This window comes from Amycolatopsis sp. NPDC004747 (genome assembly GCF_053601335.1).
In genome coordinates this window covers 259,557-276,726 of sequence record NZ_JBSGBQ010000004.1, presented here as the reverse complement: position 1 = coordinate 276,726, position 17,170 = coordinate 259,557, and the positions used below count along the sequence as shown (strand labels likewise).

Genomic DNA, 17,170 nt, shown 5'->3' with positions numbered 1-17,170 from the left:
CGGGAGGTGAAAGTGTCCGAAGCGCGCGCACGGCTGCTGAGTTCGGCGAGCAGGCTGTTCTACACCGAGGGCCTGCATTCGGTCGGCATCGACCGGGTAATCGCCGACGCGGGCGTCACCCGCGCCACGCTCTACCGCCACTTCCCCAGCAAGGACGACCTGCTGGTCGCCTACCTGACCGCGGCGGACAACGCGATCCGGGCCCAGGTGGCGGCCGCGCGGACGGCGTCGGACAGCGGCTCCCCCGCGGACGTCGTGCTGGCGGTGGCGACGACGATCGCCGACGGCATCGCCTCACCCGGGTTCCGCGGCTGCGCGTTCCTCAACGCCGCGGCCGAATACCCCGACCCGGCGCACCCGGTCCACCAGGCCGTTCTCACCCACCGGCAGTGGTTCCTCGACACCGTCACCGAGCTGCTCGCGGCCACGGGCGAGACGGCCGCCGAGCCGGCGGCCCAGCACTTCGTCATGCTCCGCGACGGCGCCATGGCCGCGGGCTGCCTCACCGACCCGGCCCCGATCTGCGCCACGTTCCTCCGTGGCGTGGAAGGAATCCTGCACTACCGCGACACACCGGTGGCGGCCGGGACCAAGCGGCGGCGGTGACTCAGGCCGCCCGGTCCACGGTCCGGACCGCGACCGGGCCGGCGGGCGCGCCGATCTTGGTACCCTTCCGGTAGCCACCGAAGATCATCCCGAGCACCAGGATGACGAGGATGGCCAGCAGGATCCACAGCCACACGGACTTGCGCACGCGTTCCCCTCTCGCCGGAGCCGATCACACGGTACCGCCCGATTCGTCCTTCGGCCCGTTGGGTATTTCTGGCGGCATGAATGCTTGGGGCAGACGGCTCGTCGCGTTGGCCGTGGCAGTGGTGGTGTTGATCGCAGCGGTACTCGTCGCATCGGCGGTGCACCTGTTACCCCAGTTGCGCAACCCGTTCGCGGAGAAGACCGAGGAGCACTCGGGCCCGGTGCTGCTGCAGTCGATCGTCGAACTCTCCCGCTACGAGGCGGCGAGCGGTTCGTTCCAGGTGGTCGTCGACATCACCACCAGTTCCATCCTGCCCAGTTTCCTCGTGGGCAGCGACACCCTGTTCATCGGCGTGGGCACGGACAACGCGTACGTGGACTTCTCCCGCTTGAAGGGCAACGCGGTCCAGGTCTCCGACGACCGCCAGTCCGCCACGATCACGTTGGGCCACGCCCAGCTGGAGCCGGCGACACTGGACGTGCACGAGTCCCACGTGTACGCACAGCAGCAGGGCCTGTTCACCCGCATCAACGAGTTCCTCAGCGGCAACCCGAACTCCCAGCAGGCCCTGTACGAGCTGGCCCAGAAGCAGATCCAGGCCGCGGCGGCGAAGAGCTCACTGGTGGCGGACGCGGAGCGCAACACCCGAACGATGCTGACGGGCTTGCTGCAGTCACTGGGCTTCAAGAACATCACGGTGAAGTACGCCGACACCAACCCCGGCTGACCTCCGCGCCGTCGCCCGGGCCCCCGCACCCCCGATCCGCCGCCGGAACACGATCCCGCTTCGGGGGTGCGGCGGCAACGACACAGAAGGCCCCAGCTGATCAGGAGTCGTCCGGTACTACCTGAACAGCGTTGTTCGAGGAGGGTTGCCGATGACGGGCTTCGCCGTCCCGGCGTTGCGGTCCGGGCTGCCGATCGGGCCGGGGTGGGTCACCCCGGCCCGATCGGCGCCGGTGGTGTTCCCCTACGACGGGTCCGTGGTCGCGCACGCGCCGGTCGGTTCGGTGGGCGACGCGGTGACCGCCCTCGAAGCGGGAGCGGCAGTCGTCAAGCGGGTCGGCGCACTGCCCTCGGCGGCGCGCCGCTCGATCCTGCTGGACGTCGAAGCCGCCGTCCGGGCGCGCTCGGCCGGGTTCACCGAGCTGCTGGTCGCCGAGACCGGGAAGACACGCGCCGACTGCGCGCTCGAGCTGTCGCGGACGCTGTTCACCTGGTCGGCGACCGCGGAGGAGGTCGCCCACATCCACGGCGAAACCGTGCCGTTGGACATCCAGGAGTCCGGCGCCGGACTGGTCGGTTTCTGGACGCGGCGGCCGATCGGCCTGGTCGTGGGCATCGCGGGGTTCAACGCGCCCCTGCTGCTGGCCGGCCACAAGATCGCCCCGTCGATCGCGGCGGGCTGCCCGGTGATCTGCAAGCCGGCCCCGGCGACGCCGCTGTCGGCGTTGTGGCTGGCCGAGCTCGTGCGCGAGGCAGCGCAGCGGCACGGCGCGCCGCCGGAGCTCGTCCAGGTGGTCACCGGAGACGCCGAGGTCGGGCGCACGCTGGTCACCGACCCCCGGGTGGCGGCGGTGTCGTTCACCGGGTCGGCCGCGGTCGGCCACCGGATCGCCAAGGACGCGGCGCCCCGCAAGGTCCTCCTGGAGCTGGGGTCCAACGCGGCACTGGTGGTGGCGCCCGACGCCGACCTGGACAAGGCGGCCGACGCCGTCCTGCGCGGCGGGTTCTACTTCAACGGCCAGGCGTGCATCGCGGTGCAGCGCGTGATCGTCTGCGAGCCGGTGCGCGAGGAGTTCGTCGGCAGGCTGACGGCCCGCATCGGCGAGCTCACCACCGGGGACCCCCGCGACCCGGCCACCCGGGTGGCGCCCTTGATCGACGAAGCCGCCACCCGGAGGGCGCTGAGCTGGATCGAGCGGGCGGAGCGGGCGGGCGCAAAGCTCGTGGCCGGTGGCCGCCTGGCCGGCCGCACCATCGAGCCGACGATCCTGCTCGACGTGCCCGAAGACGCGGAGGCGTGGTGCGAAGAGATCTTCGCCCCGGTGGTGGCCATCCGGTCGGTACCCGACGTGCCGGCGGCGTTCGAGCTGGTCAACCGTTCGCACTACGGCCTCCACGCCAGCGTCTACACGCGCTCCCTGGCCACCGCGTTCGCGGCGCTGGAAGAACTGGAGGTCGGCGGGGTGATCGTGAACGAGGCGCCGGGCTTCCGGTCGGACATCATGCCGTACGGCGGGGTCAAGGACTCCGGTATCGGCCGTGAAGGCCCTCGCTTCGCGATCGAGGAACTGACCGTCACGCGCATGGCCGTCATCCGGCCGGAATGAGCGAGACGCATGACTGACTACGCAACCCTGTTCCGCTGGGCCGGAACGAGGGTGGCCTTGACCGGAGCGGGCGGCATCGGCCGCGAAGCAGCGCTGGCCCACGGCGCCCGGTACTCGCGCTGACCGGCTTCACCCTCGCGGCATCGGCTGCATCTCGACGCTGCCGGTGTTCTGGTCCCAGGCGCCGTACGTGCTCGACAACAGCGCCGCCGCGGTGCCGGTGACCGCCGTCTTCCTCGCCATGGCCGCCGGCACGATGGCCGCCGTGGGCCGGCGCCGCAGCGCAACGCCGGCCGAACCGGGAGCCGGCCCGCGGGGGCGCCCCCCGGTTCCAGCGTATCGGCGACCACCGACAAGAACGGTCCTGACGGGAGAGCTCAGCCGTTGCGCACGAGCCGCCACCGGTTGGCCGCGGCACCGTTGTCGGGGCCCTGCAGCGCGTACGCCCCGGCCGCGGTGGAGCCGTTCTCGATCGTCAGGAGCTTGCCGCTGTTGACGTTGCGGATCTTCGACGTCCCGTCGCCCTGGTCGACGAGCGTCCAGCGGTGGTCGGCGGTGCCGTTGTCCGACCACTGCAGGACGCGGGCGCCGTCCGCCGTCGACATGTCCTGGACGCCGAGCACCTTGCCGCTGTTGGCGTTGCGGAACCGGACGGCGCTGCCGTCGGTGATCATCTCCCAGTTGTGGTCGGCGGTGCCGTTGTCCGACCACTGCAGCGCGCGGCCGCCGTCGGCGGTGGACATGTTCTCCACGCCCAGCAGCAGCCCGCTGCCCGCGTTGACCAGCCGGTAGGTCGTCGCGCCGGCGCCACCGGTGTTCCAGTAGACGGTGTAGTTGAAGCCCTGCGCGTCGTGGAAGGGCACCAGGTTGACCGCGGCGCCGTTCGCGGTGGCGGTGAAGGTCAGCGCGGCGCTGCTGGTGCGGGTGACCGAACTCGGGTTGAGGGACGGCAGCGCGCTGAGCGTGCTGCTGCCGTAGTTGCCCGCCAGGACGACCGGGCCGTAGGTGACGGCCGAGACGTTCGCGTTGTCGTTGGCCGCCTTCAGGGCGACCTTCATGGGCAGCCGGACGGTGACCGTGTCGCCGGAAGCCCAGGAGCGCGACACGGTGGCGTAGCTGCCGGGGGTGGCGGTCACGTCCTGCGCGACGCCGTTGACGCTGATGGTCGCCCCGCTCGTCCAGCCCGGGATGCGGATGCGCATCGCCCAGGTGCCGCTCACGCTGCCGGTCACCGTCAGCGTGCTGGTGTCACTCGCCGGGAACGACGTGGTCTGCGTGACCGTGATGCCGCGCTGGGTCCAGGTGAGCACCGAGGGCAGGAACTGGTTCACGATCAGCGTCGTGTCGGCGTAGAAGTAGACGGAGTCCGCCAGTTTCGTCTGGGTTTCCAGCCCGCTGCCCTGGCAGCACCAGAACGAGTTGTAGTCGGTGCTCCACGTGCCGCCGCCCCACGCCGGGCCGAGGCCGCGGCGGCCACCCGGGTTGAGCGAGCTGAAGTACGTGATGTGCCCGTGGCTGTCGGCCGGGTTCTGCTGGCCGATCATCTGGTTGAGCAGGGCCCGCTCGTAGTAGTCGGCCAGGTCGGCGCGGTCCGGGTAGAGCGCGATCAGTTCCCGGGTCAGCTTGAGCATGTTGTAGGTGTTGCAGCTCTCGCAGGTGTCCTGGTTGAGGTAGCCGGCGATGGCGTTGGGCGCGCGGAAGTGCTCGGCCTGGCTGTTGCCGCCGATGGCGTAGGTGTGCGCCCCGACGGTGATGTTCCAGGCGTTCGTGGCGATGTCGCGGTAGCGGGTGGTGCCGGTGGCCTTGTACTCCCGCGCGGCGCCGATCCACTTGGGGATCTGGGTGTTGGCGTGCAGGCCGTTGAGCTGGTCGCGGTTGGCGGCCAGCGGGTCGAACACGGCGGCGTGGTCGAACCGCTGCGCGGCGGTCAGCCACCGCGCGTCGCCGGTGTACTGGTAGAGGTCGGTGAGCACCGCGTTCATCCCGCCGAACTCGGTGTTCAGCACCGACTGCAGCTGGCTCGCGGAAAGCCGGGCCGTTCGCCGGTCGACCCAGCCCGCCAGGTTCAGCAGCACGTCGCGGGCCTGGGTGCTGCCGACGTACCGCCAGACGTCGAGCAGGCCGGCCATGGTCTTGTGGACGCAGTAGTACGGCACGTTGCCGTTGGTCAGCCGCCCGGCTTCGAGGTTGTCGAAATCCGACTCGGGGAAGCCCGACAGGTAGCCGGCGGAGAACCCGGCGGCGCCGTTGTTGGCCTGGCACTTGGCGAGCTCGGCCACCATGGTCGTGGCCTTGTCCCGGCACGAGGTGTCGTCGGCGACCGCCCACAGCTGGGCCCACGCGGACAGGAAGTGGCCCTGGACGTGGCTGCGGAACGGGAAGGTCGGCGCGTCCCAGCCGCCGTTGGCCGCCGCGCCGTTCGTGGAGAGGCGGTGGTTGGCGCGGAAGACGTAGAGCAGCCGGTTGACGTCGACGAAGCGCAGGTAGTTCTGCGTGCGGTTCTGGTTGTCCAGCCACCGGCTCGCGGTCAGCCGGACCTGGCCGAGCTCGAACGGGAACGCGGACACCCCGGCGTCCGGGCGGACCGGCCCGACGGCCGCGGCGGTGGCCGCCGAGGCGGCGGGCGCCCAGCCGACGGCGGACCCGGCCGCGGACGCGATGGCGGTGGCTCCGGCGGCTTGCAGCAGTCGCCGCCGGCTGAAGGATGAGGTCACCAGGTACTCCGATCGTCAGTGAACGGAAGGACGCCGGGGTGGATGTTAGCGCTAACAAAGCCACCTGTCACGGGTCGGGCGCAAGGTTCTTCTCCCGCCAGCCGGACCACGAGGTCACGCAGGGCCGGGCGCCCCGGGGCGGGTGAAACTTACCGAGCGGGCCGCGAGAACTGCTGGTTGGAGCCGCCGCCGCAGGTCCACTGGATCAGCCGGGCGCCGTCGGCGGTGGAGACGTCACTGACGTCGAGGCACTTGCCGCTGTTCCGGTTGACCAGGCGCACGAACCCGCCGCCCAGGTCGTCGGGGCGCCACTGCTGGTTCGCACCGCCGGCGCAGGGCCACACGACCACCGCCGTTCCGTCCACTGTGGATGCACCGGAGACGTCGAGGCACTTCCCGCTGACCTGCGAGAGCAGTGCCTGGTAGCCGTTCCCGGTGTCGCGCGCGGTGTAGACCTGGTCGAGCCCGCCGCCGCACGTCGACTGCACGACGGGCGTTCCGTTGTCCGACAGGCTGTTCTGGACGGCGACGCACTTGCCGCTGTGGCGGGCCACCAGCCCGGAGTAGGGACCGCCGCCGGTCCCGGCCACAGTTCCCGCCCCCGTGTCGATGGTCAGCCGCGGGTAGTAGGGCAGGACCAGCGTCGTGGCCGTGGGGAAGGAAAGCGGGGCCCAGACGTAGAGCGAGTCGTTGACGGTCTTGCCGAACGAGTTCCCCCAGCGGTCGCCCAGGTAGAGGTACGACGTCCCGGACGTGCCCGTCACGGGCAGCACGAAGGCGGTCTGGGAACCGTAGGTCGTCGCGTCACCGGCGTCCCGGTAGGCGCTCCACGGACCGGTGATGCTCGTGGCGGTCGCGTAGCGCTGCTGGTTCGGCGCCCAGCCGCTGGTCCCCGACGTGAGCATGAAGTACACGCCGTCGCGCTTGAACAACGCGGGCGCCTCCCGGTAGGCACCCGGCCACGGGTTCGCCACCCGGCTCGCGATCTGCGTGTAGTCCGAGCTGAGCGCGAAGATGCTCAGGTCGGCGTTCTCGTTGGTCGAGGACACGAGGTACCCGCGGCCGTCGGTGTCCTGGAACAGCGTCATGTCCCGGGAGGTCAGGCCGAGCGGGCGGAAGCTCCCGAGGTAGGAGTAGGCGCCGTCGACGGTGTCCGACACCGCGACCGCGCTGCGGGCCTGCGCGTAGTCGGCGGCCGTTTCCTTGTGCATCCACATCACGAACTTCTTCGTGGCGGCGTTGTAGAGCACCTTCGGCCGTTCGATGTTGGCCGACGCCAGTTCCGGCGCGGACCGCTGGTCGAGGACGTGGGCCCGGAACTCCCACGTCCGCAGGTCGGCCGACCGGTAGACCGAGACGTAGCGGAAGCTGTTGTCGGGGTTGCGGTCTTCGCCGAACCAGTAGTAGTAGCCACCCACCGCGAGGACACCACCGCCGTGGGCCTGCACGCCCGCGCCGGAGGTGTCGGGGAACTGGGTGGCGTTGGTGACGGTCACCGGGGCGGCCCCGGCCGGCGGCGCGGTGCCGGCCAGTGCGGCCACGACCGCGAGCAGAGTGCAGAGCAGACGGCGGATCACGAGCGCACCCCTTTGCGGGCTTCGGCTGGACGGCGGCGAGCGCGGTCGGGCAACATACGTATGAGTACGTCATGGCGGGAAGCTTGTCCACCACACCGGAAATTACACCATTTCCTTTTCGACGCTTTCGACAAAAGTGAAACTTTCATTTCCTGCTGGACACCCATTCGAATTCCGTGCTACAACCCGAATACCCTTGAGCAGGCGACCAGCGCCGAGGGCCCGAGAATTTCCCGTCGCCCGAAAGGGTTCCGCATGCCCAGGCTCGGATCACCGTTCCGGATCTTCGCGGCCGCCGCGTTGCTCGTGCTGTCCGCGGCCGCCTCTCCCCCGGCCGCCGCCGCGTCCACCGCGCCACTGGCCGCCGCGCCGAGTGCCGGCTGCGGCAAGAACCCCACGCTCACCAGCGGAAAACGCACGATCCAGAGCAACGGCAAGAGCCGCAGCTTCATCCTGAAGATCCCGGATACCTACGACAACAGCCAGCCGCACCGGCTGGCGTTCGGGTACCACTGGCTGGGCGGCACCGCCGAGCAGGTCGCCTCGGGCGGCAGCGACGGTTACGCCTGGGCCTACTACGGCATGCAGTCGCAGTCGGGCAACAGCACGATCTTCGTGGCACCGCAGGGCCTCAACAACGGCTGGGGCAATTCCGGCGGCGAGGACGTGACCTTCACCGACGACATGGTCCGCCTGATCGAGAACGACCTCTGCGTCGACACGACGCAGCTGTTCTCCATCGGCTTCAGCTACGGCGGCGCGATGAGCTACGCACTGGCGTGCGCCCGGGCGAACGTCTTCCGCGCGGTCGTGGCCATCGCCGCGCCCGGCGCGATCAGCGGGTGCAGCGGCGGCACGCAGCCGATCGCGTACATGGGCATCCACGGCGTGTCGGACAACATCGGCGCCGGGCGGGGGCTGCGGGACACCTTCGTGCGGAACAACGGCTGCACCCCGCAGAACGCCCCCGAGCCCGCCGCGGGCAGCAAGACCCACTACCTGACCGTCTACTCGGGCTGCCGGACCGGCTACCCGGTGGTCTGGGCGCCCTTCGACGGCGGCCACCAGCAGGGCCCGGTGGACGGCTGCACCGGCTGCGAGAGCGGCGCGCGCAGCTGGGACAAGGCCGAGATCTGGAAGTTCTTCAGCCAGTTCGGCGGCGGCACCGACCCGAACCCGCCCACCTCGCCGGTGCAGGTCGGCGTGAACTACTCCCTGGTCGCCGCGCACAGCGGCAAGTCCGCGGACATCAGCGGCGCGTCCACCGCGGCGGGCGCCGCCCTCATCCAGTGGACCTCGCACACCGCGGCCAACCAGCAGTTCGACTTCCTCGCCTCCGCCGACGGGTACTACCGCATCCGCGCCCGGCACAGCGGCCTGGTGCTGCAGGTCGCGAGTTCCGCCTCCGGCGCGGACATCACCCAGCAGCCCGACACCGACGCGGCGACCCAGCAGTGGCAGGTCACCGACTCCGGCGGCGGCGCGGTCACCCTGGTCAACCGGGCCAGCGGCCTCGCGATGGACGTCTGGGGTGCCTCGACCGCCGACGGGGCCCGGATTTCGCAGTACGCCACCTCCGGTGGCGCCAACCAGCGGTTCCAGCTCCAGCGCGCCTGAGAAAGCGGAGGACGACGATGCCCGACCTGACCCGGAGGCAGGCGATCCGGCTGGGCGCCGCACTGGTGCCCCTCGCGTGGACGGCGACCGCCCGGGCCGGGTCGGCCGCGCCGGCGGACGTCCGCGCGGTGAACGACCTGGCGCTGTGGTACGACAAGCAGGCCGGCACCGAGTGGCTGCGCGCGCTGCCGATCGGCAACGGCAGGCTGGGTGCCATGGTGTTCGGCAACACCGACACCGAACGCCTGCAGCTCAACGAAGACACCGTCTGGGCGGGCGGCCCCCACGACTACAGCAACACCCAGGGCGCGGGGGCGCTGTCCCAGATCCGGCAGCTGGTCTTCTCGAACCAGTGGACGCAGGCCCAGTCGCTGATCGACCAGAAGATGCTGGGCTCCCCGGCCGCCCAGCAGCCGTACCAGCCCGTCGGCACGCTGAGCCTCGCGCTGCCCGGTGGGACCGCGTCCTCGTACCAGCGCTGGCTCGACCTGACCACCGCCACGACGGTCGTCACCTACGTCGTGAACAACGTGCGGTACCGGCGCGAGGTGTTCGCCAGCGCCGCGGACCAGGTGATCGCCGTGCGGTTGACGGCCGAGACACCGGGCTCGATCTCGTTCTCGGCGTCGCTGGGCACCCCGCAGCGGGCGACGTCGTCCAGCCCGAACGGAACCACGATCGCGCTGGACGGCGTCTCCGGCGACAGCCGGGGCATCGCCGGTTCGGTGCGCTTCCTCGCGCTCGTCAGCGCCGCCGCCGAGGGCGGGAGCACCAGCAGCTCGGGCGGCACGCTGCGGGTGTCCGGCGCCAACGCCGTGACGCTGCTGATCTCGGTCGGCACCAGTTACGTCGACTACCGCACGGTGAACGGGGACTACCAGGGCATCGCCCGGTCGAGGCTGGCCGCCGCCCAGGCGATTCCGTACGACACTCTGCGCAGCCGGCACGTGGCCGACTACCAGAAGCTGTTCTCGCGCACCACCCTCGACCTCGGCCGCACGTCGGCGGCCGATCAGCCGACCGACGTCCGGATCGCCCAGCACAACAGCGTCAACGACCCGCAGTTCGCCGCCCTGCTCTTCCAGTTCGGCCGGTACCTGCTGATCTCCTCGTCGCGGCCGGGCACCCAGCCGGCCAACCTGCAGGGCATCTGGAACGACCAGATGAGCCCGTCGTGGGAGTCGAAGTACACGCTCAACGCCAACCTGCCGATGAACTACTGGCCTGCCGACGTCACCAACCTCGCCGAGTGCCACGAGCCGGTGTTCGCCATGATCGCCGATCTCTCGGTCACCGGGGCCCGCACCGCCCAGGTCGAGTACGGTGCCCGCGGCTGGGTCACCCACCACAACACCGACGGGTGGCGTGGATCCTCCATTGTGGACTTCGCGCAGGCCGGCATGTGGCAGACCGGCGGGGCGTGGCTCGCCACCATGATCTGGGACCACTACCGGTTCACCGGCGACGTCGACTTCCTGCGCGCCCGCTACCCGCTGATGAAGGGGGCGGCCCAGTTCTTCCTCGACAGCCTGGTGACCGAGCCGTCGCTGGGCTACCTGGTCACCAACCCGGCGAACTCCCCCGAGCTGAACCACCACGCGAACGCGTCCGTCTGCGCGGGACCGACGATGGACATGCAGATCCTGCGCGACCTGTTCGACGGCTGCGCGGGCGCGTGCCAGGTGCTCGGCGTGGACGCCGCCTTCGCCGACCAGGTGAAGGCGGCCCGGCAGCGGCTGGCGCCGATGAAGGTCGGCTCGCGCGGCAACATCCAGGAATGGCTCTACGACTGGGTGGAGACCGAGCAGACCCACCGGCACATCTCCCACCTGTACGGCCTCTACCCGAGCAACCAGATCACGAAGCGCGGCACGCCGACGCTGTTCACGGCCGCCCGCAAGACGCTCCAGCTGCGCGGGGACGACGGCACCGGGTGGTCACTGGCCTGGAAGATCAACTACTGGGCGCGGATGGAGGAGGGCGCCAAGGCGCACGACCTGCTGCGGCTGCTCGTGCGGACCGACCGGCTGGCGCCCAACATGTTCGACCTGCACCCGCCGTTCCAGATCGACGGCAACTTCGGGGCGACGTCCGGCATCGCGGAGCTGCTGCTGCACAGCCACAACGGCGAGCTGCACCTGCTCCCCGCGCTGCCGCCCGCCTGGCCCGCCGGCAGCGTGACGGGCCTGCGCGGCCGCGGCGGCTACACCGTCGGCGCGGCCTGGAGCGGCGGCGCAGCAACGCAGCTGACCATCACGCCGGACCGGGACGGGGACGTCAAGGTCCGCAGCCGCCTGTTCACCACGACGTACGAGGTGCTCGACACCACGAGCGGCACCAAGGTCCAGCCGGTCTCCGTCGAGACCGACCTGGTGAGCTTCACCGGCCAGGCGGGGCACACCTACCGGATCACTTCCCTCGGCGGACCGCCGCCGGTCGTCGAACCCGGGGTGAACTACCGGCTGGTCGCCCAGCACAGCGGCAAGGCGGCCGACATCAGCGGCGGCTCGACCGCCGCGGGGGCCGCGCTGATCCAGTGGACGGCCGGCAGCGGGCTGAACCAGCAGTTCGACTTCCTCCCCTCGGACGGCGGCTACCACCGCATCCGGGCCCGCCACAGCGGGCTCGTCCTGCAGGTCGCGAGTTCGGCCTCCGGTGCGGACATCACCCAGCAACCCGACACCGGCGCGACGGCACAGCAGTGGCGGGTGACCGACCAGGGCGGCGGGGTGGTGAGCCTGGTCAACCGGGCCAGCGGCCTCGCGATGGACGTGTGGGGCGCCTCGACCGCCGACGGGGCGCGGATTTCCCAGTACGCGGCGGGCAGCGGCGCCAACCAGCGGTTCCAGCTCCAGCGGGTGTGACCGGCCTCAGGCTCGGCGCAGGCCGTTGACCAGCAGTTTCACCAGGTGCCGCGCGTCGTAGCAGGTCGCCGTCCCGGCGCCGGCGCAGAGGCTGCCGACGCCGCGCATCAGCTCGTAGGCGTCCTGCCCGGGGACGATCTCCCCGGCCGCCGCGGCCGCGTCCAGCAGCTGCGTGCAGACCGGGCCGAGGCGCTCGAGGAAGTAGGCGTGCAGCGGGTCGTAGCAGGGTTCGTCGGACTGCAGCACCGACGCCAGGCCCTGCTTGGTGATGACGAAGTCGACGAACCGGTCGATCCATTCGACGAGGGCCTGATGCGGTCCCGCCTTCTCGGCGAGCAGGGCGGGACCGGCTTCGGCCAGGGCTTCGACCTGCAGCCGGTACACCGCGAGGATCAGGTCGGCCCGGGTCGGGTAGTGGCGGTAGATGGTCGCCGTGCCCACCCCGGCCCGGGCGGCGATCTCCCGGATCGGCGCTTCGACGCCGGAGGTCACGAACACCGCGGCCGCGGCCTCGAGGACGTTCCCGGCGTTGCGCCGCGCGTCGGCGCGCTGCGGCGGTTTTCCTGCTGCCGTCCGGGACCCGCTCACGACCGCATGCTACCGGCCCCCACCGGCTCGCCGACGTCCAGCAGCAGCTCGGCCAGCTCCGCCGGCACGGTGATCATGCAGTCGTGGCCGGCGGCCAGCTCGCGCACGTCCGCGGGCTCGCCGTTCGGCTGCACGGCGGGCACCGGGCGGTGGTCGAACCCCTCCGGCTTCACCGTGCAGTGGATGTGCGTGCGCGGGATCGCGCGCAGCGCCGGGTTGTCCTGGGCGACCGGCTCTTCGAGGCACCGGAGCGACTGGTCCGACATCATGGTCTGCAACCAGGCGATGTCACCGGGATCGGTGACCCCGAACAGGCCGAACGGGGCGGGCTGCTCGGGCAGCGGCGGGACCCGCCACCCGGTGCCGAGCATGCTGCGGGTGATCGGCATGACGTCGATCGCGGTCTCCCCGTCGGCGGGCACCATCGCGTCGAGGTACACCAGCCGCGCGATCCGCTCCGGCACCTCGTTGGCCACCGCGGAGATGACCATGCCCGCGTAGCTGTGCCCGACCAGGACGACGTCGTGCAGGTTCGCCTCGGTCAGCAGCCGCACGACGTCGGCGGTGTGCGTGCGAAGCCCGACGTCCGGGCTCAGCAGGTGCCGCGTCTCGCCGTAGCCGGTCAGCGTCGGGGTGTACACCGGCCGCCCGCTCGCCGCCAGCCGCGGCACCACCCGCGCCCAGCACTGCCCGGTGTGCCAGGCGCCGTGGACCAGCACGTACGTCATCGTCATGGGTGACTCGATTCATCAAGTGGGACAGTGTCCCGGTTAGCTTACCGGGACACTGTCCCACTTAGCCACGAGGGGCCGGGACGGCTCGGAGGCCGTTGATCGCGATCGTGGTGAACCGCCGGGCCGCCGCCACCCGCGCCGACGGCGAAGCCGCCGGGAGGCCGCCGGCCGCCGCCAGCACCAGGACGACGTCGTCGAGCGTCGTCTCGGGACGCACCGCACCCGCGTCCCGCGCGCGGCGCACCAGCTCCGCGAGCGACTTCAGCGCCCGCTCCCGTTCGGCGGTGAAGTCCATCGGGAACGCCGACAGCAGCGCCGCGGTGACGGCCCGGTCGCGGGCGTAGAGCTCCCCCAGCCGCACCAGCACCGTCTGCAGGCCACGCCACGGGTCCGGGTCGGCGAGCGCGTCGTCGACGACCGCGTAGCACGCGTGCAGCTGCTCCGCGAACGCCTCGGTGAACAGCTGCTCCTTGGTCGGGAAGTGGCGGTACAGCGTCGCCGGGCCCACGTCCGCCCGCCGGGCGATTTCGCGCATCGGCGCGGCCGGCCCCTCGGCCGCGAACACGGCCCGGGCCGCTTCGAGGAGGCGTTCGCGGTTGTCGCGGGCGTCCGAGCGCCGGATCCGAGGCACAGGGCTTGGCATCGTCTCACTTTAGCCGTAGCGGACGGGGGCGTCCGGTACGTTCGCGGCCGCACCGAGACCCCGGGAGATGATCGTGAAAGCAGTGGCCGTGCAGACCTTCGGCGATCCCGGTGGCCTGGCCGTCGTCGAGCACCCCGACCCGCGGCCGGGCGCCGGGGAGGTGGTGATCACCACCGAGGCGATCGGCGTCGGCGGCGTCGACGCCCTCATCCGCCGCGGTGCCCTGGCCGCTTACGGCTTCGAGGCCGGGCACGTTCCCGGCGGAGAGGTCGCCGGGGTGGTCACCGCGGTCGGCGAAGGCGTCGACGCATCGTGGACCGGCACGCGCGTCTGGGCCCCCACCGGCCTGGGCGGCGGGTACGCCGAACAGGCGGTCGCTTCGGTGGCGGCGCTCGTGCCCGTGCCGGCGGGCGTCTCGCCGGTCGACGCGGTGACCGTCGCCGGTTCCGGGGTGGTGGCCCATTTCGGGCTCCGGCACGCCCGCTTCGCGCCCGGCGAGTCGGTGCTGGTCCGCGGCGCGGCGGGCGGGATCGGGGTGCTGGCGGTCCAGCTGGCGGCCCGCACCGGCACGGTCGCGGTCACCACGTCGTCGGCCGAGCGCGGTGCCCGCCTGCGCGCGCTGGGCGCCACCGAGGTGCTGGACCGCTCCGGCACGGGCGCCGGCGGCTACGACGTCGTCATCGACATCGTCGCCGGGGAGGAGCTGCCCTCGTTCCTGGGCAAGCTCAACCCGAACGGCCGGCTGGTGGCGGTGGGCGCGGTCGCGGGGCCGCCACCGGCACGGCTGGCCGCGGGAATGTTCGCGGCGTTCCGGAAGTCGCTGTCGTTCGCGACGTTCAGCGCGGACACGGTGTCCACAGAGGACCGCCGAGCCGCGGCCGCCGAGCTGCTGGCCGCGGCGGGACGGGGCGAGGTGGACGCCGTTGTCCACGACGTGCTGCCGCTGGCGCACGCCACGCTCGCCCACCGGCAGCTCGACACCGGCGAGGTGTTCGGACGGCTGGCGCTCGTCCCGGCGTGAGCTCAGGTGTACCAGGTCGGCGTCGGGTACGCGCCGAGCAGGGCGTACTCCCCCACTTCCCGGCGCTTGTACGGCAGCGGGTCGTGCAGGGAGTGCGTCCGCAGGTTGCGCCAGAACCGGTCCAGGCCGTACTTCGACGCGCTCGCCCTGGCCCCGGTCAGCTCGAAGATCTTCGTCCCGATCTCCAGGCCGGTATCCACCGCGCGCTGCTTGGCCGCGGCGATCAGCACCGCCACTTCGCCCCGCGCCTCGGGCGTCAGCTCTTCGCGCGGGGCGTGGAGCACGCGGGAGATCGCGGCGCCCGCCTTGTCCACCAGTGCCTCCGCCGCCCACAGCTTCGCCTGCAGGTCGCCGTAGCCGTCGAGGATGTACCACTCTTCGGACGCGGCCTGCTTGTCGTCGCCGCCGTAGGGCCACGCCCGGGTGCGCTCCCGTGTGTAGGCGAGCGCGGTCTCCACCGCGCCCTGGGCGATGCCGAGGTAGAAGTTGGTGAACACGAGCTGGATCGCCGGGACGTTCAGGGTGTTGTACACCAGCGGCTGGAACCGGCGGTCGACGTACCCGGCGGCCGACTCCCACGGCACCCGCACGCCGCTGATCGTGACGCTGCCGGATTCGGTGAGCCGCTGGCCGATGTTGTCCCAGTCGTCGTGGAAGGCGATGCCCTCCTGCCGCGACGGGACGATCGCGAAGATGTGGTCCTCGGTGCCCTCCAGAACGCCTTCCAGCACCGTCAGGTCCGAGACCTTGCTCCCGGTGGAGAACGACTTGTGCCCGTGGTAGACGAGTTCGTCGCCGTCTTCGGTGATCGTCAGGTCGGAGTCGCGCGGGTTGACCGCGCCGCCGAAGAACAGGTTCTCCTTCGTGTACAGCTCTTCGACCGCGGCCACCTGCGCGTCCGTGGCCACCAGGCGAGCCGCCCAGGCCCACAGGTAGTGGTAGCCCAGCAGCTGCCCGATCGAGCCGTCGGCCTTGGCTATCTCGCGGATCACCCGGTACGCGGTCTCCCAGGTCTGCCCGCCGCCGCCGTGCTCGGCCGGGCCGAGCAGGGTGACCAGGCCGGCGTCCTTGAGCAGCTGCACTTCCTGGTACGGGGTCTCGCCCCGGCGGTCGCGCTCGACGGCGTCGACGGCGAGTTTCGCGGCCGCTTCACGGGCGCGTTCGATCCAGTCGGTCATGCTCGGCTCCCCACGGGTTCAGGCGTCGCGGCGCTGCGTTCGAGGTCCTTCTCCAGTTCCCGGATGATCGGCAGCACGTGCCTGCCGAAGTGCTCGACCTCCTCCTGGAAGTGCAGGAAACCGAGCAGCAGCAGGCTCGCGCCGCGGCGCTTGTACTCGATGGCGCGTTCGGCGATCTGTTCCGGGGTGCCGATCAGCCGGGTGCGGAAGCCGTCGTTGTACTGGACGAGGTCGGCGAACTCCGAATCCGCCCACATGCCCTTCTTGTCCGCCGTCGAGTTGCCGGCCTGCTGCACCGCCGACCGGAAGCCCTCGACCGCTTCGACGTTGGCCTTGGCGACGATCTCCCGCAGCACGTCCCGCGCTTCGGCTTCGGTTTCGCGGGCGATCACGAAACCGTTCAGTCCGAATTTGACGGCGTGCCCGGTTTCGGCGGCGTACCCGCGGACCTCGGCCACCTGTTCGCTGAACCCGTCGTAGTCCTTGCCGTTGCTGAAATACCAGTCCGAAACGCGGCCCGCCAGCTTGCGGGCGGCCGTGGAATTCCCGCCCTGGAAGATCTCGGGATGCGGACGGCCCTCACCCGAAAGGGGTTTGGGCTTGATGTCGAAGTCGTGGATCCGGTAGAAGTCACCGGCGAACTCGGCGTGGTCGTTCGTCCACAGTTCCTTGAGCACCCGGATGAACTCTTCGGACCGGCGGTAGCGCTCGTCGTGCTCCAGCCAGGGTTCGCCGAGCCCGGTGAACTCGTCCTTGAACCAGCCGCTGACCACGTTCACCGCGGCCCGGCCACCGGACAGCACGTCCGCACTGGCGATGAACTTCGCCAGCACGCCGGGCTGCCACAGGCCCGGGTGCACGGCCGCGATCACCTTCAGCCGCTGCGTGGCCAGGAGCAGCGCGAGGCTGAACCCGGTCGATTCGTGTTGGTAGGCGGCACCGTAGCTGGCGGTGTACCGGACCTGCGTGAGGGCGTATTCGAACCCGCTGTTCTCGGCGATGACCGCGAGGTCCCGGTTGTATTCGTACCCCCAATCCGTGCGCTGTTCGATATCGCTGGTGACGAGTCCGCCGCTGACGTTCGGCACCCAATAGGCGAATTTCAGTGGTTCGTGGAGCTGGGTCATGACCGGAGAATGCGGCATGC

At 71.0% G+C, this 17,170-nt stretch carries 14 protein-coding genes; 6 read left to right on the top strand and 8 right to left on the bottom strand.

All coding sequences use genetic code 11. The features are described 5' to 3' along the window. Window positions 1-12: 12 nt before the first annotated feature. Window positions 13-606, top strand: a complete 594-nt coding sequence (locus ACWEGE_RS08150; protein ID WP_449659726.1) for a TetR/AcrR family transcriptional regulator — start codon at window positions 13-15, stop codon at window positions 604-606. 1 nt (window position 607) lies between these two features. Here the strand turns inward: ACWEGE_RS08150 and ACWEGE_RS08145 are convergent, their stop codons facing one another. Continuing rightward, window positions 608-754, bottom strand: a complete 147-nt coding sequence (locus ACWEGE_RS08145; protein WP_449659725.1) for a hypothetical protein — start codon at window positions 752-754, stop codon at window positions 608-610. A 157-nt stretch (window positions 755-911) separates the two neighbouring features. On the opposite strand from ACWEGE_RS08145, the gene ACWEGE_RS08140 reads away from it, so the two are divergent. Together ACWEGE_RS08140 and ACWEGE_RS08135 are read left to right on the top strand one after the other, a co-directional pair. Beyond that, entirely contained in the window at window positions 912-1,481 is a 570-nt protein-coding gene (locus ACWEGE_RS08140; RefSeq protein WP_449659724.1) for a DUF4230 domain-containing protein, read from the top strand. A gap of 151 nt (window positions 1,482-1,632) precedes the next feature. Then, window positions 1,633-3,087: an aldehyde dehydrogenase family protein gene (locus ACWEGE_RS08135; protein ID WP_449659723.1), complete on the top strand. Its 1,455-nt coding sequence runs from the start codon at window positions 1,633-1,635 to the stop codon at window positions 3,085-3,087. 377 nt (window positions 3,088-3,464) lie between these two features. Here ACWEGE_RS08135 and ACWEGE_RS08130 read toward each other — a convergent pair whose 3' ends face one another. Then, window positions 3,465-5,801, bottom strand: a complete 2,337-nt coding sequence (locus tag ACWEGE_RS08130; RefSeq protein ID WP_449659722.1) for a beta-L-arabinofuranosidase domain-containing protein — start codon at window positions 5,799-5,801, stop codon at window positions 3,465-3,467. Between the two features lie 149 nt (window positions 5,802-5,950). Continuing rightward, a complete protein-coding gene (locus ACWEGE_RS08125) occupies window positions 5,951-7,378 on the bottom strand; it encodes an RICIN domain-containing protein (protein WP_449659721.1) in 1,428 nt (475 codons plus the stop codon). A gap of 255 nt (window positions 7,379-7,633) precedes the next feature. Between ACWEGE_RS08125 and ACWEGE_RS08120 the strand changes: the two genes are divergently transcribed. Next, window positions 7,634-8,995: an RICIN domain-containing protein gene (locus tag ACWEGE_RS08120; RefSeq protein WP_449659720.1), complete on the top strand. Its 1,362-nt coding sequence runs from the start codon at window positions 7,634-7,636 to the stop codon at window positions 8,993-8,995. A 17-nt stretch (window positions 8,996-9,012) separates the two neighbouring features. Next, on the top strand, window positions 9,013-11,859 hold the full coding sequence (locus tag ACWEGE_RS08115) for a glycosyl hydrolase family 95 catalytic domain-containing protein (RefSeq protein ID WP_449659719.1): 2,847 nt from the start codon (window positions 9,013-9,015) through the stop codon (window positions 11,857-11,859). 6 nt (window positions 11,860-11,865) lie between these two features. Here the strand turns inward: ACWEGE_RS08115 and ACWEGE_RS08110 are convergent, their stop codons facing one another. From ACWEGE_RS08110 to ACWEGE_RS08100, 3 genes are all read right to left on the bottom strand, one after another. Next, complete coding sequence (locus ACWEGE_RS08110) at window positions 11,866-12,447, bottom strand: TetR/AcrR family transcriptional regulator (RefSeq protein ID WP_449659718.1); 582 nt, start codon at window positions 12,445-12,447, stop codon at window positions 11,866-11,868. Continuing rightward, window positions 12,444-13,181: an alpha/beta fold hydrolase gene (locus ACWEGE_RS08105; RefSeq protein WP_449659717.1), complete on the bottom strand. Its 738-nt coding sequence runs from the start codon at window positions 13,179-13,181 to the stop codon at window positions 12,444-12,446. Before ACWEGE_RS08105 ends, ACWEGE_RS08110 begins: the two co-directional genes overlap by 4 nt. Window positions 13,182-13,242: 61 nt before the next feature. Beyond that, window positions 13,243-13,824: a TetR/AcrR family transcriptional regulator gene (locus ACWEGE_RS08100; protein WP_449659716.1), complete on the bottom strand. Its 582-nt coding sequence runs from the start codon at window positions 13,822-13,824 to the stop codon at window positions 13,243-13,245. An 82-nt stretch (window positions 13,825-13,906) separates the two neighbouring features. On the opposite strand from ACWEGE_RS08100, the gene ACWEGE_RS08095 reads away from it, so the two are divergent. Continuing rightward, window positions 13,907-14,845, top strand: a complete 939-nt coding sequence (locus ACWEGE_RS08095; protein WP_449659869.1) for a zinc-binding dehydrogenase — start codon at window positions 13,907-13,909, stop codon at window positions 14,843-14,845. A 2-nt stretch (window positions 14,846-14,847) separates the two neighbouring features. Here ACWEGE_RS08095 and ACWEGE_RS08090 read toward each other — a convergent pair whose 3' ends face one another. Together ACWEGE_RS08090 and sfnG are read right to left on the bottom strand one after the other, a co-directional pair. Beyond that, entirely contained in the window at window positions 14,848-16,023 is a 1,176-nt protein-coding gene (locus ACWEGE_RS08090; RefSeq protein ID WP_449659715.1) for an acyl-CoA dehydrogenase family protein, read from the bottom strand. Next, window positions 16,020-17,150, bottom strand: coding sequence for a dimethylsulfone monooxygenase SfnG (gene sfnG / locus ACWEGE_RS08085; protein WP_449659714.1), 1,131 nt, complete (start codon window positions 17,148-17,150; stop codon window positions 16,020-16,022). The genes ACWEGE_RS08090 and sfnG overlap by 4 nt, the downstream gene beginning before the upstream one ends. Between the last annotated feature and the right edge of the window lie 20 nt (window positions 17,151-17,170).